Source organism: Sphingomonas daechungensis, assembly GCF_039543105.1.
GTDB classification, from domain to species: domain Bacteria; phylum Pseudomonadota; class Alphaproteobacteria; order Sphingomonadales; family Sphingomonadaceae; genus Sphingomicrobium; species Sphingomicrobium daechungense.
In genome coordinates this window covers 899,924-925,019 of record NZ_BAABJC010000001.1, presented here as the reverse complement: position 1 = coordinate 925,019, position 25,096 = coordinate 899,924, and the positions used below count along the sequence as shown (strand labels likewise).

Sequence of the window (25,096 nt, the reverse complement as noted above, 5' to 3'; positions counted from 1 at the left end):
TCAGGGATTTACCGCCTTCACTCGCACTGGTCCAACCTTCGAGCAGTCGGAATTACGGCAGGTTTGATCGAACCAAACTTCGCCGCTCCCCACCATCGCCCCCTGATCGCGGACGAAGAGGTCGTCTGGGCGCTGCGCAAGGATCGCAGCGCGCACGTGGGGAGTGAAGATCCGGTCGAAATCCTTCTCTAGCGACTTGCGATCGGGATAGATCCTGACACCCGCTTTGGAGCTCACGCGGAGCGGATATTGCACCAGCGCGCTGACGTTCCGTGGATTTCCGGAGCGGATCGCGTTTTGGAGGCGCGGCAGGAATTGCGCGTAGGCTTCGGACGGTGAAATAATCTTGAGCGCGTCTGCTGTTCGCTTGGCAGCAAGGCGGCCATGCTGGGACGAAGGTTCGTCCATCTCTCGCACGCGCGAACCAGTCACCACCACGCTGTCGGCGGCTGCATCCCCTGCTGAGTAGCCGCGCTCCGGAGCAGGCGGAGGCGGAGGCGGCGGTGGCGGCGCGGGTGCAGGCGGCGCGGCGGCAATCGCGGCTGGAGCTTCGAAGTTGGCAACCTTTTGCTCCGTCTCGACCGCCGCCTGAGGCGCCGTCTCATGCGGTTCGAGTGGCAGTCTCGAACGCGGAATATCTGTAGCTGTGGCATCTTCTGCTTCGCTGACGGGCGTAGCCACCACGACATCGGGCGGAGGTTGAGATCGCTGCGCCTGCTGTGGGGCAATCTTATTCCCCGCAGCGCTGGGACGAGGCTGATCCTCGAGGACAGTGAGCGTCAACGGAATACCGACAACGGCGACAATGGCCGCAGTCGCGAGAGCGCCGAGCTGCCGCTGGCGCGACGCCCACCAATTTTTCTGCGCGCGCGCGGCCGGAGCATCGGCAACTCCGTCGAAGTTCCTCAGCGCAGCGTCGATTGCTTCCCGCCGCGCGGCCGGGCGCGGCGGCGGTGGCGTGGGCAGCGGGATCGAACTGTCGCTATCGATCGCCACCGACCCGTGTCCCTTCCGAATGCAGCACCGGGAAAATCATAACGACTATCGTATCACGGTCGAGCGGCTTTGGGTGGCCGCCAACGCCCAGGGGGGCGAAAGCGCTGGCGGCCGTAGCGGCTACTGTTCGAGTTGCGCCATGGTCCGGGCGCTTCGCGCGGCCCGCACCAGCTGGAGGAACTCGGACCGGTAGCCGTACTCGTCCGGCCCGCGCGCTGCACTCGCGATGCGCAGGATGTCGTCGTAGCTCATCGTGCCTGTGTAGCGACCGCCACGCAGAAGCTCGGCAAACCCCGCAACCGCCGTGGCGAAACGTGCATCGCGCGGCGCAGCCTCGAAGCTCCGCGTTTCGAACCGGGCATCGATCGGAGTCGAAATCAGGCGGCTCGTGTTCGACTTGGGCAACTTGTAGCGGATCTTCACGAAGCCGATCTCGCTGCTTCCCTTCGCAGCGGCGTTGGTCTTCGCCCCATAACGCAGGTCCTCCATCGTCCGCTTCCCGCCGACCGGCACCACTTCGTAGAGTGCGGTAACGGCCTGGCCCGACCCCACATCGCCGGCGTCGACCTTGTCGTTGTCGAAGTCGTCACGGTTGAGGGCACGGGTCTCGTATCCGATCAGCCGGTACTCCGCGACCGCGGCCGGGTTGAACTCGACCTGGATCTTCACGTCCTTGGCGATCGGGAAGAGCGTCGAGCCGGCTTCTTCGACCAATGTCTTGCGGGCCTCCGCGACCGTATCGATGTAGGCGGCCGTGCCGTTCCCGTTCTGGGCGAGCGTCTGCATCAGGGCATCGTTGTAATTGCCCATGCCGAAGCCGAGGACCGACAGGAACACGCCCTTGCCGCGCTCGCGCTCGATATAGCCCTTGAGCTCGTTCTGGTCGGTGATGCCGACATTGAAGTCGCCATCGGTAGCCAGGATGACGCGGTTGACGCCGTTCTTGTCGAGGTTCGCTTCGGCAAGCTGGTAGGCCTGGCGAATACCCTCTGCGCCGGCCGTGCTTCCGCCGGCACCGAGATTGTCGATGACGGAGCGGATCTTGGCCTTCTGGCTCGCCGGAGTCGGTTGGAGCGCAGTACCTGCTCCGCCAGCATAGGTGACGATCGACACGGTATCGCGCTCGTCGAGCTCGTCCAACAGCATGTTGAGCGACTTTTGCACGAGCGGCAGCTTATTGGGGTCGTTCATCGATCCCGACGTGTCGATCAGGAAGACGAGGTTCGCGCGGGGCCGCGTCGTCTTCTGGACAGTGTAGCCCTTGATGCCGATGCGAACGAGCTTGCGCCCCGGCGACCACGGGCTCGGGAAGACGGCGACGTTGGTGTTGAACGGCTGCGCCGTGGTCTTCGGCGGCGCGTAGTCATAGTTGAAATAATTGACCATCTCCTCGGTTCTGACCGAGGCGGGCTGCGGCAACACGTTATTGTTCAGTGAAGCGCGGACCCAGGAATAGGAGGCCGTGTCGACGTCGATCGAGAAGGTCGAGACCGGCGTCTCGCGCACGATCTTGAACGCGTTCTCGGCGAAGGCGTTGAACTTGTCGCGCCCGACGTCTCGATACGGAGGGTTCGCAACGTAACCCGGTGCCGGCGGCGGGGGCGGGGCCGGAGCGACGACGCCAAGCGCGAACTGGCTTTTGGCCTCCAGATTTCCGACGCGGACGCGCGCCCCCGTGGTGACGATCGCATCTGCAGTCTCGTCCGCCTCGGCCACTGGCGCGGGCGGCGCATTACCGTCCGAAGCGACTTGCGGCTCGCTTGCGCACGATGCCAGCAGAAGGGCGCCCAGCGCCAGGCTCAAACGATATTCGCACCCCATGGAAAACTCCCTCAAAGAAGCGGGCGAAAGTGCTCGCCTGGACCTGAGACGGGTGTCCGCGGGAAATCCTTTGAGGGTTTTCAAAAAAAGTTCGGGTCAGTCCGAACCTGCTGCCGCTGAGATGAGGCGGCGGACCTCGTGCATCCGCCATGATACCGTCGCTTCCGCAATGCCGAGAACTTCGGCTGCCTCCGCGTGCGATAGCTGCTGCCCCGCGACCAGGACCGCCGTATCGCGAAGCGCGGGCTTGAGGCGGGAGATGGCGCTTTGCACCCAGATGGCATCATACATGTCGCGCCCGTCTGGCGCCTTGGAAAGGCCGGCAAGATCGGTCAGTTTCTCGCTAAATGACCAGAAGGATCGGCGCTTTCGCCGGAAATCGCGGCAGGCGTTGAACGTAATGGCGCACAGCCAGGTCGAGAATTTGGCGTCCCCGCGGAAGGCGTGGATTTTTTCCACCAGCGCGCAGCAAACGTCCTGGGCGATATCGTCAGCGTCGGCCCGCGTTCCGGTCAGCTGCCAGGCGAGCCCGTGGATGCGATCGTAGTGGATTTCCAGAAGCTTCGCGAACGCATCGCGGTCACCGGCACGAGCGGCGGCGACGAGCTGTAGTTCTGGATCGTTGCGCTCTTCTGACACCCGTCTTGCCCCGCAACGGCGCAAGGTGACAGTTGATCGCCGTTAGTCAAATCCTGCCGTTGGAACAGCAGGCTAGGAGCTTGGGGAGCGCCCCAGGTGCCGAGTGGGTTTCTCTAGTCCAGACCGCCCCCCGCTCCTGTCAGGCAAAGCCTGGTCAGAAGCAGGGCCCGCTCCCTGAGTTTGCGCATCGAAGAGCGGGCCCTGTGACAAGTTATGTTTCCACAGTCGCACATATGTCAAGAAGACTTAACGACTGCGGCGGAGCGAAAATTACGCCTGTTGGAGAATGCCGATCCTCCGGCCACGGCGCATCGAGAAGCCGACTGCACCGAAGCCGATCAGCATCATCGCCCAGGTCGCCGGCTCAGGAACGGCCGGTGTCGGATTGACGACGATCGAAGACAGCTTGAAGCCGTCGTCGTTGCGGTCCGGGTTCGGATTGGCCGCGCCGATCAGCCAGGCGTTTCCGAAGAAGCCCGTCGAGTTGAATGACGTGCTGTAGCCCGACCCCATGATGCCGGAGACGGTATAGTCATTGCCCATCAGCAGACTCCACAACGCGCTGTTCAGTGGAACCGCGGTCGGCGTCGGAGATGTGAAAAGGCCGCCGAGATTTGCGTAGCTGACCCACGCATCGTTGTCGTTTGCCGTCGGACTGATGTCGAACGGCGTCAGGACCGCCGACTGGATGTTCACCGCCTGGTTGAAAATCAACAGCACAAAGTCCTGCTGGCCCAGATTGTCGACGGTGTGATTGTTGCTCGACGTGCCATTGCCTTCGTCGTTGTTGGTAACGCCAAGGCCTTGGCCGTAGCTGCCAAGCCATGCACGCTCGAGCGTGTTGCCGTCGTAGGACCAGCCCGAGGCCTGGACAGTGATTCCGCCGTTCGACGTCGTGCGGATGTTGCCGTCGGTTCCGTCGGTGGCGCTATTGCCGCCGGTGAAACTGATGGTCACGGAGGCAGCCGCTGGAGTTGCGGCCGCCAGCGCCGCGAGTGCGGCGGCGCAGGTAAGCGTTTTACGAAACATTCGTCGTCCCCCAGATCGACGCGCCGGCCGGACGCATGGATTACTCGGCCGAGAAGCTAAGCTGTCGTCCCGGCAAGAATCGAGGAACTTGCTGGGAGTTAACGAAAGTTAAGTGAGGTGAAGCAGAGTTTACAACAGGCTAGATTCCGCCCGCGTCCCAAAACGGGAAATACCCAGCGTCAGATTTTCTGGATTTCAGGAGGTCGGCGACCGTGCCGACGGGTGCGCTAGGACTTCTGGGAGTCCTCGAAGATTTCTTCGACCCTGAGCTTGAACAGGCTGGCGATCCGAAAGGCGAGCGGAAGCGAAGGATCATGCTTTCCGGTTTCGATGGCATGAATACTCTGACGGGAAACACCGAGCTTTTCGCCAAGCTCGGTCTGGCTCCACTTCCGCGCTGTACGCAACGACTTCACACGGTTTTTCATTTTTGGCCCCGCACCCGCAGTGGACCAGCTTTCCCGAGTAGAAATCAGCATGTCATACCCGGCTTGCGACCACCTTCGCCGATCTTAGTCGAGGCCGCCTGCGGAAGGTGCTTATCGAAGGTTAACCGTACACTTTCACCGTCCATTAGCGGGCGTTGCACAATAGAGGCGGCGGTTTGCGCACCAGTCCAACGGGACAGGATTCGTGATGCGCAAGTCCGTTTTCAAACATCTGGCCACCGCCTGTCGGCGCCTTGCGCGCGACAATCGCGGAAACACGATGGCGATCGTTGCCGGAGCGATCATCCCGCTGACGGCGGTGATCGGGGGCGGGCTCGATATCGCCCGCGCTCATCTCGCCCAGTCGCGCCTCAGCCAAGCTTGTGATGCCGCCGCCTTGGCGGGCCGTCGCGCGATGTCCAACGAGGACATTGAGACCGCGAAACCCGAGGCGACGAAATTCTTCAATTTCAATTTCCCGCAGGGTTACATGGGAACTGCGGCATTCACGCCGACCATCACGCATCCCGATGTGGGAACGGTAAAAGTCGTGGCCGCAACGACTGTCCCGACAACCATCATGAAGATCTTCAGCCGCGCCAGCATTCCGATCAATGTCGACTGCGACGCGACCCAGAACTTCGACAACATTGATATTGTTTTGGTTCTCGACGTGACCGGTTCGATGGATAATTCCATCAGCGGCGAAAAGAAGATCGTATCACTGCGCAAAGCGGTGATGGCACTTTATGACGAACTAGCTGCTGCCCAGGCGCAATTGACGTCTCAGGGACTTCGCCTTCGCTATGCTATCGTTCCGTATTCTACGAACGTGAACGTCGGCAAGCTCGTTTACGCGGCGAACCCAAGCTACTTCCAAACGTCGCCGAGCTATCAAACGCGCTGGCCGAAATCGGGCGGTGGATACAACTACGGCTCCAAATCGTGGGACGTGACCAGCTATCTCGCTGGCACCAGCGTCAACGTGAAGAACTACATTGGCGGAAGCAATAATAACGCCACCTGGAACGGCTGTATTGAAGAACGACAAACGGTGAGCACGATAACGCCGACTTCGAGCACGGCCTATCCCGACATTCCGACAGGCGCGATCGACCTCAATATCGACAAGGTTCCTGATGGGAATGCGAATACCAAATGGGTCCCATCCTTTCCTAAGGTCATCTATGATCCAGACGGGAGCTATCTGGGCGACAATCACTATTGTCCGGTGGAAGCGAAGCGTCTCAACACGATGAGCCGCACTGACATGCAGAATTACGTTAATGGCCTGACGCCGACCGGTAACACCTATCACGACATCGGGATGATTTGGGGAGCGCGGTTCATTTCGCGCGGTGGCATCTTCGCTGCTGACAATCCCAGCACTTTCAACGACCGTCCGGTCAACCGCTACGTCATCTTCATGACGGACGGAATCTTGGAGCCGGATTCAGCCGGCTACTATTCCTATGGCGTGGAGAAGCTCGATCGCCGGATCGTTGGCGGAACGTACAATACCAACGTCACCGACGGAAACGGCAGCAACCTGGAGAAGCGGCATACTGCCCGCTGGCTGATGGCCTGTAATGCGGCCAAGCAGGGCGGAGCATCGATCTGGTCGATAGGCTTCGGCAGCAGCGTTCCATCCGCGCTGGCCGATTGCGCAAGCAATGATGACCAGGTCGCAGTGAGCACGAACAGCACCGAGCTGATCGCGAAGTTCAAGGAGATCGGCAAGAACATCGGCGCGCTAAGGCTATCAAAATGATCTGTCGATCTGATGCCTATTCGCTCAAGTTTTGCGAGCGTGGTGCGGCGCTTGTCGAATTTGCGATGCTGCTGCCTGTGTTGTGCCTTCTGATCATTGGCACACTTGAGGTCGGCTATCGGATTTATGCGGTCTCGGTCTCCAATGGCGCGATCCGTGCGGCGGCCAGAATGGCATCAACCGGCCAATATACCGGAACGCAAATTGATGCTGAGGTCGTCAAGCAGATCCGCTCGTTTCGCAAGGACGCCACGGTTTCGATCGTCAAAAAGAGTTATTCGGACTTCACTGGTGTCGGTCTTCCGGAACCGGTGACGTCTGGAAGCATCGCCAGCGGAACTTACTGCTTCGATGACATCAACAACAACGGCACTTGGGATGCGGATCGGGGGAAAAACGGTCTCGGGGGGGCCGAGGACGTGATCTATTACGAGGTGACGGCGAGCTACCCAACTTTGTTCAAGTTCAGCGAAAAGATGCTGAAGTTCAGCCCGACGACCAAGGTCATCGAGAACACGATCGTCAGCAATGAGCCATATGCGGCAGTGGTGAGCACTCCGCCGCCGAAGGTCTGCAAGTAAGATGGTAGCGATGGTTGAAACTCGCCGCAAAGCGAAAGCCAAAACCGGCCTACTCGTGGCCGACCGAGGCGTGGCCATGATGGAATTCGGCCTTGCCCTGCCGCTGTTGATGACGCTCATCCTTGTTGGGCTCGAGATGACGAATTACGTCCTCGCGAACCATCGTGTGCGTCAGATCGCGGCGATGACGGCCGACAATGCCAGTCGTCTTCGAACGCCGATGAGCGAGGCCTATATCAACCAACTCTTTGTCGGTGTGCAGAAGTCGGGCGCGGGAATCGACTTCCAAAATCGAGGCCGGGTAATCCTGAGCTCTGTTCAAAACAATGCGGCGTCGACTGGGCAATGGATCCGGTGGCAGCGCTGCTATGGAGGCCTTGCCAAGGTTTCCAAGTACGGGACTCAGGATAAGGGAAAATCCGACGCATCGTTGCCAAATATCAACGGACTTACTGCTCAAGCCGGAAGCGCCATCATGTATGCCGAGGCGGAGTATCAGTATAAGCCGCTGATCGCCTCGTCGATTCTCAACAACCGCCGGCTGACCAGCGAGGTTGCCTTCATCGTCCGCCAACGGACCGACTTCTCGATTTCCGGCTCCAGCCCGTCGACCTGCTGACATGCTTCACAACCGCATGCTCGATGGCGAGCCCTCAGACCTTTCCAGTGACGACGAGGTCGCGATCCTCCGCGCTGAGAACCAATCGCTTCAATCCTTGCTGTTCGGCTTGTGCGTCAGCCTTGCCCAGATGAGCGAGGTGCATCGCGAAGTCGTGATCCAGGCGCTCGACATGGCGGGGAGGACGCCCGGCGCCCGTCCGCACGAGCCTGGGAAATTGTGCGAGGCGATCCTCGCAATCATCCAGCCCGTGGGATTGTCGACGCGCTATTAGGACTGGCGGCGGTCGGTCTGTCGCCGGTCGCTTTGCCGACGGTCCGGAGCCTCATCGTCCCGTCCGGACTGGCGTCGATCGGCCTTGCGCCGGTCGTCGTCCCTGCGATCGCTCCCCGTTCGGTTGTCCGTCATGGCGCTTCCCCCTTCTGACGTCGGAAAGGTGGATCCGGCAGACTCTTCAATGACTTCCGCGCGCCGCCCGGTCTTCCCTTATGACAATAAAAGTTGACAAAGCTAACTTTCGATAAGGTTCGGTCGGTACGCGAAGCAACTAAAGATATGGGCGGTCCGGTGCCGAGTGGGTGCTCTTCCAGACCGCCCGTCCCTTGGGGCATTTGGGGCGCCTTGATCCAAGGGGCAAATGTTCAAGCGCCTTCCCAAACAGCAGCGCCAAACATCCTCGGGTCCGCCATACGCGTCGCTCAACGGTGGCGGCGGGCCCTTCCCGTTCTTACCACAATTTGATGGCCATTTGTAAAGTCTACTTCACGAGCGGGCAATCTCAGGCGAAATCGGCCGTCCGTTGAATGGCTGCGATTCCCCGCTGGCCGCCCTGCCGGTCGAGCTGCACGATCAGGTCTACGACCGATCGGACGTAAGCGATGGTGTCCATGCGCGAGAGGCCGAGGCCGCTTTGCATTACCATCAGCGCCAACTGCTCAAGCGCTCCCGACGGCGAGTTGGCGTGGATCGTGCTGAACGAGCCCGGATGGCCGGTGTTGATCGCGCGAAGGAAGCTGACCGCCTCCCCGCCGCGAAGTTCACCGAGAACGATGCGATCGGGGCGCAGGCGCAGCGCTGCCTGAAGCAGGTCGTCGGTGGTGACCCGTGCTTGGCCAGTCTCGCCCTTGACCGCGATCAGGCCGACGCCGTTGCGGTTGCCGAGCCGGATTTCCGGCGTGTCCTCGACCAGGATGACGCGCTCATGTTCCGGGATTTCGCGCAGCAAGGCATTGAGAAAGGTCGTCTTGCCGCTCGACGTTCCGCCAGAGATCAGGATCGTCGCGCCGCCGCGAACCGCCTGGCGAAGAAATTCGATGTCGCTCACACCGTGGGGGCGCTCTTGCCACGACTTGGTCGTTTCGCCCTTCGCTTCGCGCTCGTAAGCCGTGAGCGGCACGTCCAGCAATCGATGGCGCCGTATCGACAAGGCGAAATGCCGCCGCGTTGCCGGAGGGCTGACGATCTGGATACGCTCCCCGGTCGGCAGCGTGGCGGATAGCAATGGCCGCTCGCGATTGATCCCCTGATGGCTGAAACGGGCAACCTGCGCCGCAAGCCGGCTCAGCAGGACGTCGTCGATGCCCGGCGCTTCGTGCTGCGCCATCCCGGCCGCGCCGGCGCTTTCAGTCCAAACCTCGCCCGGCTGGTTGACGAGGATCTCGGTGACGCTTTCGTCGTCGAGCCATTGCTGGAACGGCGCCAGGTAAGCGGAAAGGTAGACGCCTAGCTGAGCGACTTCCGCCGTTGCGTTCATCCCGCCACCGTCGAGAAGTCGAGGTCCTTCGCCGTGAACACGCGAATGGGTTGGCCCTGCCTGACCTTGATGGTCGGCGGGATCGTCCCGTTCTGTTGCGCAGCGACCGAAGCGGCGCTCTGGCCGCCGGAGACGAGAAGGGCACTGCCTCCGGTTCCGACCGTCGAAGCCGCGCCAACAATCGACAGGAGAAGAGCCGACCCGAACCGCTTCATGAAATGCGTGTCGACAGTGCCGGTGAGGCCGGTCTGGCCGGCGGCGTCCACCGCCGGCGAGCCAAGCGCCACGGAAACGCCATCAGGACGAATGACGCGCGTCCACATCACGTAGGCCCGCGTCTGCCCATTGGCGACGCCGCTCTTGTATTGGCCGATCAGCCGCGATGATCGCGGGACAAGGACGCGGCTGCCGTCGAAGCTACGGACATCGCTGCTGACGACCGCCCGGACATAACCGGGCAAATCGCTGTTGATCGCTGTCTCCAGCACCGCTGGGATAAGAGTGCCTTGAGAAACCGTCTGGCCCGGATTCTTCATGCGCGTCGCCTTCGCGACGTCGCCCGACGAAGCTCCGAATGGATCGAGCGGCGACGCCGTGGCGCTCGATGGGTTCGAGCTCGTATCGACGATCAGCGCCGGTCCACCGTGCGGGTTAACTGCCTCAGCCGGCGGCAGGATCTGCCCCGTCGCGCCCACCGGCGGAACGCCAGTGATGCCCGGAACGTCAGTCGGAGCGGCGCCGGGCGCGATAGCCGGCACCGGCGTCAAGGCGTCGGCCGGAACCACGATCCCGCCCGGCTTGGCGGTCTGCGGAAGCGAGGCTGCCTGGGGCGGCTTGGCGGGTTGGACTTCTCGCGATCCGGACATCGTTGCAAAGGTTGCCACGCCCAGCAGCAAGACGCCGCCAACACCGACAGCCATGCCCATGCCGTCCTTTTTCGACGAGCGCTGAGCGACCAAAGGGAAAGCGTTGCGCTTGGCCAGCGCCAGCGTTTCCGGCTCCAGCTCGATCCGGGGATCCGATTGCTGCTGCTTTTCCAGCAGGACGAGTGAGTTGTTCATCCTAGCGCTCCGCGACACGAAGGGGCTGTTCCTTGGTAGGGTGACGATTGACGAGCAAAGCGATGTCCTTGCCGAGCCGCATCACCAGCGTGTTCGGCACGCTGTCGACAACGACGAACGAGCCCTGCTGGCGATAATTCAGCAGGCCTTCGCGGCCATCCTCGTCGCGCTCGAACAAGGCCGGCATGGCAGCGCCCGCAGCCCATTGCAGATAGAGCGAGCGGCCATCGTCATAAACGCGCGACGGCTGGATTTCCTTGTCGCCCTTTTGCTTCCAATCGTAATTGATCTTCGGTGCCACGACCGCAGGCGGGCTCGATGGTGCGCTGGCGAGAAGCGTCGGATAGCCGATCCGCTGAGGCTGGCTCTGCGTCGGTGCAGGCGGCGTCGCGCCGTAGGTGAAGCGCAGGTTGTACATCGGTGTTGCGCCGGCCTTGGCCACGCTCAAGTCGAACAAGTAGGTCCGCTGGTCAGTGACCACGGTCATGTTGGTCTGGGCGCTCGGCATCAGCGGCTTCAGGAACAGCAGGTTGGCGCGCTTGTTCGGCGTCACCTGCCAGGCGCTGGAATCGCCGACGGCGACATTCTCGATCGATTCACCCGAAGCGAATTCGATCATCGATTGGTAGCCAAGGCGCCCCTGCACCTTCACCACCGTGTCGGGCTGGTAATGGACGCTCTGCAGTCGCGGGTCGGCGGCATAAACGGGCGTGGAGAGAAGCGCGAAAGCCAGAGCGGCGGCCGGGATCCTCATCATGAACTGGTCCTTTGAAACTGTACTGTGCGTGGTCGATAAAGGCGGCTCAGGCTCCCGAGGCGGGGGTCGGAGCGCGACGAAACTGTGGGCTGCGCGGATTCGACCGAGCTGCCTGATGCCGAATGAAGCGGATAGGACGGTGCAGGCCGGTCGTACGACGCTGACGTGCCGCCCGAGGCGGCGCTGATGATCGCTCGCATGCGCGGATCGCTGCTGCCAGCCGCTGCGGGAGCGAGTTCAAGTCCGGTGGCTGTAACCTGAGTCTGCTGAGCCTGAGCCGATGCAGCGTCCAGCGCCTTGCGGTCGCGGCTGGTGCTGAAAGGTAGCCGCCACCCGGCCACCATCGTTCCCGCGATCTTCAAGCAGACGATCATCAGCGCGCAATAGACCGCGGCTGCGAGGAACAAGGTCGTCGTCAACCGCAACGGCACCTGACCGCCAGCAGCGGCGAGCGAATCCAGCATCGGAGAGAGCAGGGCAATCGTGCCGCCTCCGATCAGAACCGCAAGCAGTGGGGTCAGCGCGAAAAGCACCGCCGCTTTGAGCCAGCCCTCGAACAGCCCGCGGCTGCCTTCGAAAAGGCCGCAGATGATGAAGATCGGTCCCAGCGCCAGCATTGCCGCAAGCGCGATCCGTGCGACCAGCAAGACTCCGACGGTTCCCAGAAGCAAAAGGAGTGCCGAGAGCCAGAGCAGATCCGGTCCGGATGCTAACGAGGTCGCATGCTGCGGCAATTGTCCGGTCGCGGCCTCCGTCGCCGCCGCCGCCTGGGCTACCACCGCGAAGATCGTGTCGAGTCGGTCGGCGAACAGCGACGTCGCGCTGCCTTGCGTGCCGATCAGCAGGCTGGCGATCTGGTCGGGCGCTCCGACGAGCAGGTTCCAGATCACCGACTGATAGGCGACCCAGGACGTTGCGAAAGTCAGCGCGACGCCCATTGTCATCATGCGCGGCGTCAGGCTCGACACCGTCAGCGACGTGCGTCCGGTCAGGAGCCCGATCGCATACCAGGCTATGTAAAGAGTAAGAGCGGCAGTCAGCGCCTGGCCGAGCAATGCGCTCGAACCGAACAGGCGCGAGAAAGCGAACGACGCCGCTTCGCCGCTCATGCAATCGACGACGCGCAGCGCCTCGGCGATGCCGGAAGGCCCGCCGTCGCTGAATGTCGGGCAGGAGCTCACTCGGCAGCCTCGAGGTACATGCCGTCGCCGCTCGCTTCGTCGCCCGGCCAGGCCGCGCGGGTGAGCAGCTGGTACCAGTGGGCGGGATCGTCGCCGACGCTGGCGCGAATGGAATCGAGCCGGCGAACGGTTGCTTCACGTCCTGACAGGATCATCAGCAGCTCGGGCATTCCCGAAAGATCGAGCCGGACGACGACGCTGTGGTTGGCGTGGCGGATCAGGAAGCACCGGCTGTGCGCCGGAAGCGAGCGGATCAGCTCAAGTTCGTGTGCGGAAAGGCCGAAACCCGCGCAATAATCTTCCGCCTTCGCTTTCGGGTTCGGCATAAAGATCATGGTAGCGGTCTGTTCGACCAGCGCCGCCGAAATGCGGCTGTCGAGCGCGTCGCGTGCCGACTGCGTCGCGAAGCCGACGACGGCGTTGCGCTTTCGAAGCGTCTTCAGCCAGTCGCGGATGCGAGCGGCGAAGACAGGGTCATCGAGCGCCTTCCAGCCTTCGTCGATCAAAACAGCGGTCGGCGAACCGTCGAGCCGTTCGTCGATGCGGTGGAAGAGGTACATCATGGCCGGCGTGCGTAAGCGAGGACTGTCGAGCAGCGCCGTCATGTCGAAGCCAACGATGCGAGAGGTCAGGTTGAGCTGATCCTCGTCATTGTCGAAAAGCCAGGCGTGCTCGCCATTGTTGACCCAAGGGTCGAGCCGCGAAACGAGATCGCCCGATTCCGGACGGCTGCGACCGCCGAGAAGTTCCTGGAAATAGCGGAGGCGACGGAACGACGGGTCTTGGTCGAAGCAGGCATCGACCGCCGAAGCGATCGTCGCCAGCTCTTCCGGACCTTCGGCGCCAAGGAGAACGCCGAGCCAGTCGCGGATGAACGCCTTGTTGATCGCATTGTTCGGGAGCCGCAGCGGATTGAAGCCGGTCGGCTCACCCGGGCGAAGGACCGAGTAATGGCCGCCCGCCGCGCGAAGGAAGATCTCGGCGCCGCGATCCTTGTCGAAGAAGATCGTGCGCGGTCCGAACTTTTGCGCCTGTGCGGTGAGGAAGTTGAGGACGACGGTCTTGCCCGAACCCGACGGGCCGATGATCGAAAAATGGCCGAGATCGCCCTCGTGAAAATTGAAGAAGTAGGGCGTTGAGCTGGTCGTTTCCAACACGGTGATTGCATCGCCCCAGTGGTTGCCTTCCGGCTTGCCGACCGGGAAGCCGTGAAGCGACATGAAGCCGGCAGCATTGGCGGTTGAAATCAGCGCGCGGCGGACGAGGTAGCCCTCGTTCCCCGGGAACTGGCCCCAGAAAAGAGGCTCCAGGTTCACGTCTTCCCGAACCGAAATCGCCCCGATGTCCGCGATGGCCGCTGAAGCGGTTGCCATGGCCGCGTCGAGCTCGGCGAGATCGGCGGCGCGCACCATGACGCTGAAATGATGATCGCCGAATCCCGCCTGGCCCGCCCCGAGCGCATCGCGGGCGGCGAGCATCTCTCGGCGCTCCGTGCCGCTATCCTCTTCGCTCGCTTTCTGGCGGCGCAGGGCAAGGTCGATGCGCTCTCGAGCGATCTGGCGATCGGCCGGAGCGAAGGTCTCGGTCAGCACCAGCTCGCACGGCAGGCGAAGGACGTTGTCGATCAGGCCCGGGCGGGTCTCTGCGGGATACTCCTTGATCGAAAGCATCGCCGCAAAGTTGCGGCCGCCGGCTCCTGCGGTCTCGAGCGCGTCTAGGCCGAAGCTGATGCGCTTGTAGGGCAAATGATGGCCAAGGTCGGCATCTTCCGAGGGAAGGACCACCGGGCGCATCTCGCCGTTGTAAATGCTGGACAGGAATTCCAGCGGCTCCGAGAGTTCGCCGGCGTCCGTCCGGTAAGTGGACAGCAGCCGGGCTTCGTAGGGCTCGAGCGCGGCGAGAAGCGACGTGGTCGCCGCTTCGAGATCGCGGATTGCGCCGGTGTCGTCGGTACTGTCGCCACCAAAACGGCGCGCCAGCTTCTCCGGCCAGCCGGTCTTGCCGCGGGCCGGTCGGCGGACGATGGTCAGGAATTGCTCGTTCACGAACAGGCGGCGCTCAGCCAGCCGCGCGTCCCATTGCTTGCCTATCGCTGCGCAGAACGGACTGTCGAACTCGCCGCCCGAAGCTACGGTCACGCGACGGCGGACGACGTGGTGATAGAGCACGAACCGCGCATCGAGCACGCTCCGGAGCAAGACCTCGCGCACGGCCAGCGCATGGTCGAGCTGGTCCGCGTCCTGCGTCTCGAACTCCATCCCGCCGATGTGCAGGGTGCGCATGACTGCGCCGTCGCGAAGGCGAATGGTCGCGTCGTCGATGTGGCGCTCATAGGGAAGGCGGTCGCCGGCCTGGGCTTCCTTCTTCATCCACTGCGCTGCGCCGGTCCACTTCATCAGCGAGTCCTCACGGCAAATAGCTGTTGCAGCCCCAGCGCTTGTAATTACGCACGCGGGGGCACTTGCTGACCTTGGTCAGCCAAAGGTCGAACACCCGCGGCTCGCGCAGGCACAGGAAGTATCCCACGCCGTGGATCGCCACGGCGGCGGGAAGAGCGAGGAACGACCGTGTGAGGAGGAACAGCTCCGTCGTCACGGCCGCGTTGATCACGAAGAAATTGAACGTAACCCCCGCGAACATCTGCGGCCTGGTGAGGGCGCGGAAGAGCGGTGCCCGCATCGGCTAGCCGGAGACCGCAGCGGTCGACTGGATGCCGGACACGATGGCAGCCGACCCGAACAGGATGAAGCAGCCGATGATCACGGTCGCGCCGACGCGCCAGTTGAGGCGGCCGGTCAGCATCATGAAGCCGACCATGGCGACGGCGATGACCGCGACCGAGGTTGCCACATTGCCGAGCAAGGTGCCCTGAAGCCAGCTGAGCGCGGACACGATCGGGCCCGAGCCCTGCGGATTGGCCTGAGCCATGGCCGCTGACGGCATGACTGCAGCGACGGATGCGATTGCGAAGCCCAGCTTCCTCACTGGCGCTCTCCTTCCAAGGTTGAATTGGCCGCTAGGCGCGCGACAATGGCGCGCACATAGGCCTGTGTTTCAGGAATTGACGGAATACCCCCAGCCGTCATGACGCGTCCCGGACCCGCGTTATAAGCCGCTAGTGCCTTCTCAACGTTCCCGTCGAAACGGTTCAGCTGTTGACGAAGGTACCGCGCACCACCCGACAGATTTTGTAGTGGGTCATTGGGGTCGACGCCAAGGTCCCGCGCCGTTCCGGGCATCAATTGCGCCAAACCGATGGCACCGGCCCGCGAACGGGCCGCCGGGTTCCATCGGCTCTCCTGCCAGACGACGGCTTCGAGCAGGTACGGGCTGATGTCGTTCGCCTTTGCGATCTCCACCATGGCTTGTGCGTAGCCACCCGACCAGCCGCGGTCGGCAAGGACGGTCACCGCCTTGTCGGGGATAACGATGTCATCACTCGCTTCAGCAGTAACCTCCTGCTGGTCGTCCGTCGTCCACGTCGCGCCGGGCGTGTCGCCCAGCGTCTTGACCGTGCCGTCGTCGCCGATTTCGAGAACCCCGGCCTGCGCCGGTCCTGCCACGGCAAGACCCGACGCAAGCGCGAAGGTCGCGATCAGTTTCACGGCTGCGGGACCAGGTGCGGGTTGGCGACGTAGCTGAAGCCCGCGAACTGCTTCATCTGCAAGCCGTTGCCGAGGTCGCCGCCCGAGCAGTTGAGCTTCTTGTTGATGCAGTTGTCGTGCCACATCTTCTTCACCGTCGGATCCCACGCCATGAAGAAGTCGGCGTGGAAGGTGCTTCCGTGCGGGAGGCTTGGCTGCATCGCGTCGGACGAGAAGGTCCATTTGGTGAGATCGTCACCGGCCGAGATGCCGTACCACGCCTGCAGCGTGAATTCCGGGATGACGTACGGATGGGTCGCCGGGCACTTCAGGTAGCCCTGCGTCCCGTAGGACGGGTAGGCCACGTGATCGCGATGGTTCGAACTGTCGAGGTTCTTGCCATCCCAGCAAGCCGGAGCACTGACGATTGCGCCAATGCGCGATCCCGCCGGGCAAGTCTTGATGGCTGCGGGTATCGACGCATAATGACCTTGCGTCGCGCCGGGCCCGTCGCAGTTGAAGTATAGCGAACCCGTCGGCGATTTTCCGGTCAGCATGTCGTAGCCGAAAATGAACTTCAGGCCGTTAGGTAGGTCCACCGCCTGGCCCTGATATTGAGCGTTGTTGGGATCGGAGACCACGGGGTCGCTTGCCGGTCGCCGCTTGTAGTAGATGGCGACATAATCCGGGCGGACCACGTTGCCCCTCCCGTCGAGCATGGCGGGCATCCAGTACGCCGACCGGTTCAGCGGCGACATGCAGGTGGAAGCACCGCCTCCGCGAAGTGAATTGTAAGTCGAATTCGCGTTGGCCGACGTGTTTCCGTAGAACTGATGCAGGTGCGATTTGCCTGCTTGCCCGGGGTAGACGATCGGGTCGTCGTAAAGCAGCTGGCCCGCGTTGCAGATGAAGCGGAACGCGCCGACAACGTCCGGGCTGGCCGATGGCGGGATTGCACCCGTCCCCCAAGCCGGCACCAGTTCCGAGTTCGGATCGAAGTTGGACGAGATCGCCGCCAGACCGGCTAGCGTCGGGCTAGGGGTCGGCGTGGTCGTTGGCGGCGGCGAGGAAGGAGTGGGAGTCGGAGTGGTCGGCGTGGGAGTTTCGGCCGCGGGAGCCTCCGCACCTGTCTGGTGAGGTTTGGAGACTTTGCAGCCAGAAAGAATCGCAAGCAGAATCAGCGGCGCAAGCGCCTTCGTTTTGAACCTCAACTTTTGGATGACCCTCCCAGGGTCTGCTTATTTAGTGATGACCCCTCGAACCGGACTTTCGCCCCGAAAGACTCTGTCAACAAGAGTCGCGACTCCTCGGCACGACGTGTCGGTGTTTTTTACAGGCGAATTGAGGAACAACGGAAGAGTAACGTAAACAAAACGTTAAGTACTGACTCAACTTCATGCGAATAGCCGGAATTTACCGGATTCCGTCGTGCGATCGGGCGCGAATTGCATTGAACGGATGAACGGCTAGACAAGCCTGACTATCGGCCGGGGGAATTCGGGAAAATGGACGCTTGGGGCCATTGGATTTCGGCCTTGCTCTTTCACGATCGCACTCCGCTCGCCTGGATTGTCGTCGCCGCCTACTTCATCGGCGCAGCGGCTGCCTTCTGGGCCAGCTCCAGCGTCCGACGCCAGGACCGGCGCTTCTGGATCGCGACCGCGCTGACGCTCATCTTCCTCGGGCTCAACAAGGAACTCGATCTCCAGACCTTCCTGACGACGGAGGGTCGCTCATTGGCGCAGCAGGGAGGCTGGTACGAGCAGCGGCGTTTGATCCAGGGCCTGTTCCTGCTGGGGCTTGCCGTCATCGGTTTCCTGGTCAGTGCGGCCCTCGTCACCTGGCTCCGCAAGTCGCCACGCTCGGTCAAGACCGCGGCTGTCGGTCTGGTTATTCTGTTCGTCTTCATCCTGATGCGCGCGGGGTCGTTCCATCACATCGACAATTGGGTGACGATCAACGTCGCAGGCTTGCGCAGTGGATGGTGGCTGGAACTGACCGGGATCGTGACGATCGCGTTGTCCGCACTGGCGTATCGGCGGCGGCCGAAACGGCATTCTCGCTAACGCAAATCAGCTATTTGAACCGCTGTTTCGAGGGGGCGTTTTCGGGCGGCTACTGTTGGTAGCGTTGTGTTGCGTAAAAAGGAGGAAAAGCATGGCCGGAACGAAGAGTGGCGGCTCGAAACGCGGATTTGCAGCGATGGACCCCGCCAAGCAGCGGGAGATTGCAAGCAAGGGCGGTCGGGCAAGTCATGGCGGCGGTCGCAGAAGCTCGAACAGCACGAGCCGGTAAGCCAAGCAAGTCGACTTCAAGCGCCGGACGGTCTGATCCGTCCGGCGCTTTCCTAAAGGTGGGTGACAGCGCGGCAACCCTGCACCAATAGGGTCGTTGAACAGCCGTAATGTACCGTTCCGACCTGAAGACGCGCGACAAGAGCGGCGCCGTTGCTGCGGTGATCGCCATCCATGCCGGGCTTCTGTTCGCCTTCCTGCATCTCTCCGGAAAGATGAATCTCGCGGATCCGCAGACCGTGCTGCGGGTGTTCGAAATCACTGAAGCCGAACTGCCACCGCCGACCCCGGACCTTCCTCAACCCGCTGAGCAAAAGCAGAAGCCGAAGGAGCAAGAAGGGGCCGCCTCCGAAAAGAACCTCAAGAGCGAGGCTACACCCATCGTCGCACCAACGCCGAAGATCGAACTGCCGGTCCCCGTTCCAGTGAATGCCAGCGAAACCCCCAACCAGGGTACGGCGCCAACGCAGGGCGCGTCCAACGTTGCTGGACCGGGCACCGGCGCTGGCGGCACGGGCAGTGGAACAGGATCAGGCGGTTCCGGCAGTGGGACCGGCGGAGGCGGGGACGGCATCGTCTCCCGCGCGCAACTGCTGACGCCGAGCCTGCGCAGTCGCGACTATCCGCCCGAGCTTCGGCAGAGGCTGTCCAACGGCGCATCGCCGTTCGTCATGTTCACGGTCTTGCCGAACGGACGCGTCGCGGGGTGCAAAATCTACCAGTCGAGCGGCGATCCGGCTGTCGACGACATGACTTGCCGATTGGTCAGCGCGAGATTCGTGTATAGGCCCGCCTACAATCGGCGCGGCGAGCCCGTGCCTTCTCAAATGGCATACAGGCAGGCGAACTAGGATGATTGAAGCCGAATGGTGGGACTATGATGACGCTGCGGAGCTGGCGGAGGCCGTTGCCGGCGACATTGGTTTCATCATCGAAAGCGCGCTGGACGCGCGCGGCTCCTCGCTGATCGCCGTCCCCGGTGGCGGCACTGCAAAGCCGATCCTTCAGGCGCTCGCCGCGAAGAAGCTGCCGTGGAAGCAGGTGACGATCATTCCGACCGATGAGCGGCTGGTACCGATGGACGATGAGCGAAGTAACGTCCGCGCCATCGCGCAGACATTTCTGCCCGTCGGCGCACGTGTGATCCCGATCACTGGCGACATCCCCGACTACCGCCTTGCCGGCAATTCCGCGGACGCGCGTCTGCAGGACCTGCCCTGGCCACCCGACCTCGTGTGGCTTGGTGTTGGCGAGGATGGCCATACCGCGTCGATCTTCGCAGGACCCGATCTCCAGGACGCGCTCGACGCTCCGAAAGCTCGGCGTGCGGTCGGCGTCATGCCCGACCCCCTGCCTGAGGATGCGCCGGTCGCTCGTGTCACGCTGACTCGCGCCGCGATCCTTTCGGCGCGGACCGTGCTGATCACGCTCGTCGGCAACGACAAGCGCGAAATGCTCGAGGGGGCCATCGAAGATGGACAAAGCTCGAAGCTCCCGATCGGCCGCGTGCTGGCCGAGGCCGAGCAGCCGATCGACATTCACTGGGCGCCGTAAGCAAGCTCGCGCGCCCTCGCGGGCGGCATCAATCATTTCTCAAGTGTTCGGCGGCACAATGCCGGCATGCGAGAGAGACTATCCGTCGCGACCAAATTGCTCGTCAAGGCGGGCCTGGCGCTGTTCGTCGCCAACGAAGTCCGCGGCTTCGTTCTCGCGGCGCCGGTGCTTTACGCGATGTACGAAGCTGGCGGGACGGCCATGGCAATCTGGCTTGGGTTCTGTTCGCTCGCCGGTATCGCCCTGACAGTGGTGGGACCGATCTTCGTCGCCAGGAAGCTCAAGCTGGTCTGACGGGCTAAATCTCGTCCAGCGGCTTGCCGCGCGTTTCCCGGATAAACAGCAGCGCGACCACCACCGAAATCAAGGTGAAGACGGCCGGATACCACAGGCTGGCGTAGACATTCCCTGTTATGGTCGCGAGCGCGAAGCTGGTGACTGGCAAGAAGCCCCCGACCCAGCCCGTTCCCACGTGATAGGGCAGGGACATTGCCGTGTAGCGGATATTCGTCGGGAACATCTCGACCAGCGCGGCCGCCTGCGGTCCGTACAAGGCGGTCGAAGCCACGGCGAAAACCATCAGCCAGAAGAACATCACCGGGATGTTCATTCGCGCCGGGTCGGCTTTTGCCGGATAACCTTCGGCTGTTAGCGCCGCCTTCAGCGTCTTGCCCGTGTCGTCCTTGAGCGCCTTGAGCTCCGGTCCGGACAGCGCGCCACCGTCCGGAATTTCGATCCTCTCATCGCCCACCGCGACGACGGTGCGGCCGTCGTCAGATCGCGTTTCGCGGTAGGAAATCCCCGTTCCGGCGAGCAGGCTTTTGCCGATGTCGCAAGCTGTCTTGAACTGCCGCGTCCCCGCAGGGTCGAATTGGACCGAGCAGGTCGAAGGATCCGTGTACACGACGACCGGCTGCGCCCTCTGCGCCTCGACCAATGCCGGGTTCGCCGCTGCCGCCATGCCATGGAAACCTGGCAGATAGGCCACCAGGGCCAAAAGCATTCCGCCGATCATCACCGGCTTGCGGCCGATCCGGTCGCTGAGCCAGCCGAAGAAGACGTAAAGCGGCGCGCTGACGACGGTCATCGCCAGCACCAGCGCGTCCTTGGTTGGCTCCGGCACACCGAGCGACTTGGTCAGGAACACCTGGATGTAGAAAAAGCTGAGGTACCAGACGGCACCCTGCGCGCACATGATACCGAAGAAGGCGATGAGCACGCGCCTCAGATTTTCCCAGCGGCCGAACGCCTCGCGCAGCGGCGCATGGCAGATCTCGCCTTCTTCCTTGAGCTTCGCGAAGGCGGGGCTCTCCGACAGCTTGAAGCGGAGCCAGACCGAGACGATCAGCAGCAGCACCGAGAAGAGGAACGGTATCCGCCATCCCCAGGCCAGGAACGCGTCTTCACCGACGGCGCTGCGGGTGCCGAGGATGACGAGCAAGCCCGCGATCAGTCCGAGCGATGCCGTGATCTGGATCCAGCCCGTCATCTCTCCGCGTCGGTCGTCCGGCGAATGCTCGGCTACGTAGATCGCGGCGCCGCCATATTCGCCCCCGAGCGCGACGCCCTGAAGGATGCGGAGCAGGATCAGCAGGAGAGGCGCAATGATGCCGGCCGTCGCATAGGTCGGCAGGATGCCGATCAGGAAAGTCGACGCGCCCATTAGGCTGACGGTGGCGAGGAAGGCACCTTTCCGCCCAAGCCGATCGCCGACGACGCCGAAGATCAGGGCACCGAGGGGCCGGAACGCGAAGCCCGCCGCAAAGAGGCCGAGCGCAGCGACCAGTCCCGCGGTCGGGTCGAGCCCGGCGAAGAAGACCTTCTGGATGGTCGTCGCAAGCGAACCGAAGATGAAGAAGTCGTACCATTCGAACGCGGTCCCCGCCGAAGAGGCGGCGACGACGCGCTTCATCGTCCAGGGCTTTTGTTCCGACATCCTGCTCCCCCTACGGATGTAGGGTTAGCGCCTGCACGCGGAGCCGCAAGCGCTTAGGCGGGGGTCTTCGAGAACTCCCGCGCTCCGGCAAGCAGTTGATCGACGACGGTCGGGTCGGCCAGCGTCGACGTGTCCCCGAAGCCCGCCGTTTCGCCCTCTGCGATCTTGCGCAGGATGCGGCGCATGATCTTCCCCGATCGAGTCTTCGGCAGCGCCGGCGTGAACTGGATTCGCTCGGGCGCGGCCAGCGCGCCGATCTCGCGCCGGACTTGTTGGTTCAGCTCGCGCCGAAGCTCGTCATTGCCCTCCTCGCCAGCATTCAGCGTCACGTAGGCGTGAATGGCCTGACCCTTGATGTCGTGCGGAAAGGCGACGACCGCGGCCTCGGCGACCAGCTCGTGGGCGACCAAGGCGCTTTCGACTTCTGCCGACCCGACGCGGTGGCCGGACACGTTGATCACATCGTCCACGCGGCCGGTGATCCAGTAATAGCCGTCCTCGTCCCGGCGGCAGCCGTCGCCGGTGAAATACTTGCCGGGATAAGTGGTGAAATAGGTCTCGAAGAAGCGGCGGTGGTCGTTCCAAACCGTGCGCATCTGCCCTGGCCAGGACGCCGTGATGCACAGGTTGCCGCTAGTCGCGCCGTGCAATTCCGTGCCTTCGGCGTCGACGAGCATCGGGCGAATGCCGGGCAGGGGCCTGGTCGCCGAGCCGGGCTTGAGCGCGGTCACTCCGGGAAGCGGCGAGATCAGCGCCGCGCCGGTCTCAGTCTGCCACCAGGTGTCGACGACGGGGCAGCGACCGTCGCCGACCGTGCGCCAATACCATTCCCAGGCTTCCGGGTTGATCGGCTCGCCGACCGTGCCGATCAGGCGCAGCGACTTGCGGCTGTGCCGCTTCACCGGCTCGTCGCCCTCGCGCATCAGCGCCCGGATGGCTGTCGGCGCCGTATAAAAGATGGTGACGCCGAGCCGGTCCACCGTCTCCCAGAATCGACCGAAGTCCGGATAGTTCGGCACCCCGTCGAACATCACGCTGGTCGCGCCATTCATCAGCGGGCCGTAGACCACATAGGTATGCCCGGTGATCCACCCGACGTCGGCGGTACACCAGAAGATATCATTGTCGCGGTGATCGAAGATCCAGTCGAAAGTGGTCGCCGCCCACACGGAATAGCCGCCGGTGGTGTGGACCACGCCTTTCGGCTTTCCCGTCGATCCCGAAGTATAGAGGATGAATAGCGGGTCCTCCGCGTCCATCACTTCCGGCTCGCACTCGGACGAAAGTTCGTCGCGCATCGCCGAAAAACTGACGTCGCGGCCATCCTTCATGGGAACATCGGCGCCGGTTCTCGTGACCACGATCACAGACTGAACGTCACGGTGCTCGAGTGCGGCATCGACGTTCCGCTTCAAGGGAATGATCTTGCCGCTGCGCACGCCCTCGTCGGCCGTGATCACCGCGCAGGCATCGCAATCCGCGATGCGGCCGGCGAGGCTTTCCGGCGAGAAGCCGCCGAATACGACCGAGTGGATCGCGCCGATCCGCGCGCAGGCGAGCATCGCCGCCGCCGCCTCGGGGATCATCGGCATGTAGATCATGACGCGATTGCCGCGCCGGACGCCGCGCTGTTTCAGCAAGTTCGCGAAGCGGCAGGTCTCTTCGTAAAGCTCGCGATAAGTGATCGACCGGCCCTCGCCGGGTTCGTCCGCCTCGAAGATGATGGCGGTGCGGTCCCCATGCTCGGCGAGGTGCCGGTCGAGGCAATTGACGGAGAGGTTGAGCTTTCCGTCGGCGTACCAGCGGATGTGGAAATCGTCCTCGTTGAACGACCAGTCCCCCGATTGTTCGGGCGCCTGATACCAATCCAGCCGGTTTGCCTGCTCCATCCAGTGCCGATGGGGGTCGGCGTCTGCGATCGCGTAAAGTGCGTCGAGCTCGGCCGGGCCGATCCTTGCACCAAACCCTTCGGGAACTGGATGGATCGCTTCACTCATAGGCCGTGGCTCATGTCGATGACGAAGCGGTAGCGGACGTCGTTCTTGAGCAGCCGCTCATAGGCCTCGTTCACCTGGTTCATGCGGATGAATTCGACGTCCGGGTAGATGTCCTTCGCGGCGCAGAAATCGAGCATCTCCTGCGTCTCGGGAATGCCGCCGATGGCCGAACCGCCGACCGCGCGGTTCCACCAGATGATATTGAACCCCGTGAAGCCGGGCATCGGCGTCAGCGCGCCGACGATCACCATTCGCCCCGATCGGCCGAGCAGCTGGAGATAGCCGTCGATCTCGTGGCTGACCGGGATGGTGTTGAGGATGAAGTCGAAGCGCGTCGCCGCCGCCTTCATCTGCTCGGCATCCGTCGAGATGATCACGTCGTGGGCGCCCAGGGCGCGAGCGTCCTCGCCCTTGCTCGGGGTAGTAGTGATCATGGTCACATGCGCCCCCATCGCCGCCGCCAGCTTCACGCCCATGTGGCCGAGTCCGCCGAGGCCGACGACGGCGACCTTCGTGGTCGGCCCAACGTTGTATTGGCGCAACGGCGAATAGGTCGTGATGCCTGCGCACAGCAAGGGCGCCACCTTGGTGACGTCCATGCCTTCCGGCACCTTGCAGCAGAAGTGATCGCGGACGACGATGTGGTCGGTGTAGCCGCCCTTCGTGATCGTGCCGTCGTGGTAGTCGGCGCTGTTGTAGGTCTGGACGCAGCCCTTGCGGCAGAAGACTTCCCAACCTTCGAGGCACTGGTCGCACTCCATGCAGCTATCGACCATGCAGCCTACCGCAACCGTGTCGCCGACGCGGTGGCGGGTGACTTCGTCGCCGATGGCCGTGACCTCTCCGACGATCTCGTGACCGGGGATCACCGGGTAGCGGCTTCCGCCCCAGTCGTTGCGGCAGGTGTGGAGGTCGGAGTGGCAAATGCCGGCGTAGGTGATCTTGATCGCGACATCGTTCGGCCGAAGCGCGCGACGCTCGAACTCCATCGGGCGGAGCGGCTGATCGGGCGCGTCCGTGCCCCATCCCTTCGCGGTCGTTGGGGCATGACTATGTGGCGAAGTGGTGTTGGGTTCAGCTGTCGTCGCCATATCG

The 25,096-nt window shown here is 62.9% G+C and carries 27 protein-coding genes; 9 read left to right on the top strand and 18 right to left on the bottom strand.

The window, feature by feature from the left end; translation table 11 throughout:
- The 5 genes from ABD928_RS04835 to ABD928_RS04815 all read right to left on the bottom strand — a co-directional run bounded on the left by ABD928_RS04835 (position 1) and on the right by ABD928_RS04815 (position 4,913).
- A complete protein-coding gene (locus ABD928_RS04835) occupies positions 1 to 996 on the bottom strand; it encodes a hypothetical protein (protein WP_345166635.1) in 996 nt (331 codons plus the stop codon).
- 120 nt (positions 997 to 1,116) lie between these two features.
- Positions 1,117 to 2,817: a vWA domain-containing protein gene (locus tag ABD928_RS04830; RefSeq protein WP_345166632.1), complete on the bottom strand. Its 1,701-nt coding sequence runs from the start codon at positions 2,815 to 2,817 to the stop codon at positions 1,117 to 1,119.
- A gap of 96 nt (positions 2,818 to 2,913) precedes the next feature.
- Positions 2,914 to 3,456 carry an RNA polymerase sigma factor gene (locus ABD928_RS04825; protein ID WP_223276326.1) on the bottom strand — a complete coding sequence of 181 codons (543 nt, stop codon included), beginning with the start codon at positions 3,454 to 3,456 and terminating at the stop codon, positions 2,914 to 2,916.
- Positions 3,457 to 3,726: 270 nt separating this feature from the next.
- A complete protein-coding gene (locus ABD928_RS04820) occupies positions 3,727 to 4,485 on the bottom strand; it encodes a PEPxxWA-CTERM sorting domain-containing protein (protein WP_223276325.1) in 759 nt (252 codons plus the stop codon).
- A gap of 227 nt (positions 4,486 to 4,712) precedes the next feature.
- The gene (locus ABD928_RS04815) at positions 4,713 to 4,913 is read right to left on the bottom strand and encodes a helix-turn-helix transcriptional regulator (protein ID WP_187714644.1); all 201 of its coding nucleotides are present in this window, start codon (positions 4,911 to 4,913) and stop codon (positions 4,713 to 4,715) included.
- Between the two features lie 208 nt (positions 4,914 to 5,121).
- Between ABD928_RS04815 and ABD928_RS04810 the strand changes: the two genes are divergently transcribed.
- The 4 genes from ABD928_RS04810 to ABD928_RS04795 are packed head-to-tail and all read left to right on the top strand — an operon-like array spanning position 5,122 to position 8,158.
- The gene (locus ABD928_RS04810) at positions 5,122 to 6,684 is read left to right on the top strand and encodes a pilus assembly protein (protein WP_187714643.1); all 1,563 of its coding nucleotides are present in this window, start codon (positions 5,122 to 5,124) and stop codon (positions 6,682 to 6,684) included.
- The gene (locus ABD928_RS04805) at positions 6,681 to 7,265 is read left to right on the top strand and encodes a TadE/TadG family type IV pilus assembly protein (protein WP_345166624.1); all 585 of its coding nucleotides are present in this window, start codon (positions 6,681 to 6,683) and stop codon (positions 7,263 to 7,265) included. The genes ABD928_RS04810 and ABD928_RS04805 overlap by 4 nt, the downstream gene beginning before the upstream one ends.
- Before the next feature lie 10 nt (positions 7,266 to 7,275).
- Entirely contained in the window at positions 7,276 to 7,884 is a 609-nt protein-coding gene (locus ABD928_RS04800) for a TadE/TadG family type IV pilus assembly protein (protein ID WP_345166621.1), read from the top strand.
- 1 nt (position 7,885) lies between these two features.
- Positions 7,886 to 8,158 carry a hypothetical protein gene (locus tag ABD928_RS04795; protein ID WP_187714640.1) on the top strand — a complete coding sequence of 91 codons (273 nt, stop codon included), beginning with the start codon at positions 7,886 to 7,888 and terminating at the stop codon, positions 8,156 to 8,158.
- Here the strand turns inward: ABD928_RS04795 and ABD928_RS04790 are convergent.
- From ABD928_RS04790 to ABD928_RS04745, 10 genes are all read right to left on the bottom strand, one after another.
- Positions 8,155 to 8,292 (bottom strand): hypothetical protein, encoded by a 138-nt coding sequence (locus ABD928_RS04790; RefSeq protein WP_187714639.1) that lies wholly within the window; start codon positions 8,290 to 8,292, stop codon positions 8,155 to 8,157. The genes ABD928_RS04795 and ABD928_RS04790 overlap by 4 nt on opposite strands.
- A gap of 370 nt (positions 8,293 to 8,662) precedes the next feature.
- Positions 8,663 to 9,637, bottom strand: coding sequence for a P-type DNA transfer ATPase VirB11 (gene virB11 / locus ABD928_RS04785; protein WP_187714638.1), 975 nt, complete (start codon positions 9,635 to 9,637; stop codon positions 8,663 to 8,665).
- Complete coding sequence (locus tag ABD928_RS04780; RefSeq protein WP_187714637.1) at positions 9,634 to 10,698, bottom strand: TrbI/VirB10 family protein; 1,065 nt, start codon at positions 10,696 to 10,698, stop codon at positions 9,634 to 9,636. Before ABD928_RS04780 ends, virB11 begins: the two co-directional genes overlap by 4 nt.
- 1 nt (position 10,699) lies before the next feature.
- Positions 10,700 to 11,455: a TrbG/VirB9 family P-type conjugative transfer protein gene (locus tag ABD928_RS04775; protein WP_223276324.1), complete on the bottom strand. Its 756-nt coding sequence runs from the start codon at positions 11,453 to 11,455 to the stop codon at positions 10,700 to 10,702.
- Entirely contained in the window at positions 11,452 to 12,636 is a 1,185-nt protein-coding gene (locus ABD928_RS04770; RefSeq protein WP_345166616.1) for a TrbL/VirB6 family protein, read from the bottom strand. The genes ABD928_RS04775 and ABD928_RS04770 overlap by 4 nt, the downstream gene beginning before the upstream one ends.
- Positions 12,633 to 15,032, bottom strand: a complete 2,400-nt coding sequence (locus ABD928_RS04765; protein ID WP_345166614.1) for a VirB4 family type IV secretion/conjugal transfer ATPase — start codon at positions 15,030 to 15,032, stop codon at positions 12,633 to 12,635. Before ABD928_RS04765 ends, ABD928_RS04770 begins: the two co-directional genes overlap by 4 nt.
- A gap of 10 nt (positions 15,033 to 15,042) precedes the next feature.
- Positions 15,043 to 15,315 (bottom strand): VirB3 family type IV secretion system protein, encoded by a 273-nt coding sequence (locus tag ABD928_RS04760; protein WP_345166611.1) that lies wholly within the window; start codon positions 15,313 to 15,315, stop codon positions 15,043 to 15,045.
- Between the two features lie 3 nt (positions 15,316 to 15,318).
- Positions 15,319 to 15,612, bottom strand: coding sequence for a TrbC/VirB2 family type IV secretion system protein (locus ABD928_RS04755; RefSeq protein ID WP_345170147.1), 294 nt, complete (start codon positions 15,610 to 15,612; stop codon positions 15,319 to 15,321).
- Between the two features lie 5 nt (positions 15,613 to 15,617).
- Positions 15,618 to 16,241 carry a lytic transglycosylase domain-containing protein gene (locus ABD928_RS04750; RefSeq protein ID WP_223276322.1) on the bottom strand — a complete coding sequence of 208 codons (624 nt, stop codon included), beginning with the start codon at positions 16,239 to 16,241 and terminating at the stop codon, positions 15,618 to 15,620.
- Positions 16,238 to 17,431, bottom strand: a complete 1,194-nt coding sequence (locus ABD928_RS04745) for a DUF1996 domain-containing protein (protein WP_345166605.1) — start codon at positions 17,429 to 17,431, stop codon at positions 16,238 to 16,240. The genes ABD928_RS04750 and ABD928_RS04745 overlap by 4 nt, the downstream gene beginning before the upstream one ends.
- 294 nt (positions 17,432 to 17,725) lie before the next feature.
- Between ABD928_RS04745 and ABD928_RS04740 the strand changes: the two genes are divergently transcribed.
- From ABD928_RS04740 to ABD928_RS04720, 5 genes are all read left to right on the top strand, one after another.
- Positions 17,726 to 18,286 carry an isopropylmalate isomerase gene (locus tag ABD928_RS04740; protein WP_187714634.1) on the top strand — a complete coding sequence of 187 codons (561 nt, stop codon included), beginning with the start codon at positions 17,726 to 17,728 and terminating at the stop codon, positions 18,284 to 18,286.
- A 91-nt stretch (positions 18,287 to 18,377) separates the two neighbouring features.
- The gene (locus tag ABD928_RS04735) at positions 18,378 to 18,515 is read left to right on the top strand and encodes a KGG domain-containing protein (protein ID WP_187714633.1); all 138 of its coding nucleotides are present in this window, start codon (positions 18,378 to 18,380) and stop codon (positions 18,513 to 18,515) included.
- 109 nt (positions 18,516 to 18,624) lie between these two features.
- Complete coding sequence (locus ABD928_RS04730; RefSeq protein WP_187714632.1) at positions 18,625 to 19,365, top strand: energy transducer TonB; 741 nt, start codon at positions 18,625 to 18,627, stop codon at positions 19,363 to 19,365.
- 1 nt (position 19,366) lies between these two features.
- The gene (pgl, locus tag ABD928_RS04725; protein WP_345166597.1) at positions 19,367 to 20,068 is read left to right on the top strand and encodes a 6-phosphogluconolactonase; all 702 of its coding nucleotides are present in this window, start codon (positions 19,367 to 19,369) and stop codon (positions 20,066 to 20,068) included.
- A gap of 66 nt (positions 20,069 to 20,134) precedes the next feature.
- Positions 20,135 to 20,362 carry a hypothetical protein gene (locus ABD928_RS04720; protein WP_187714631.1) on the top strand — a complete coding sequence of 76 codons (228 nt, stop codon included), beginning with the start codon at positions 20,135 to 20,137 and terminating at the stop codon, positions 20,360 to 20,362.
- Between the two features lie 4 nt (positions 20,363 to 20,366).
- Here the strand turns inward: ABD928_RS04720 and ABD928_RS04715 are convergent, their stop codons facing one another.
- Genes ABD928_RS04715 through ABD928_RS04705 form a run of 3 tightly spaced genes read right to left on the bottom strand, consistent with a single transcriptional unit; the run spans position 20,367 to position 25,092 of the window.
- A complete protein-coding gene (locus ABD928_RS04715; protein WP_345166593.1) occupies positions 20,367 to 22,004 on the bottom strand; it encodes an MFS transporter in 1,638 nt (545 codons plus the stop codon).
- A 53-nt stretch (positions 22,005 to 22,057) separates the two neighbouring features.
- Positions 22,058 to 24,001: an acetate--CoA ligase gene (gene acs, locus ABD928_RS04710; protein ID WP_345166590.1), complete on the bottom strand. Its 1,944-nt coding sequence runs from the start codon at positions 23,999 to 24,001 to the stop codon at positions 22,058 to 22,060.
- Positions 23,998 to 25,092 (bottom strand): NAD(P)-dependent alcohol dehydrogenase, encoded by a 1,095-nt coding sequence (locus tag ABD928_RS04705; protein WP_345166587.1) that lies wholly within the window; start codon positions 25,090 to 25,092, stop codon positions 23,998 to 24,000. Before ABD928_RS04705 ends, acs begins: the two co-directional genes overlap by 4 nt.
- Positions 25,093 to 25,096 lie beyond the last annotated feature (4 nt).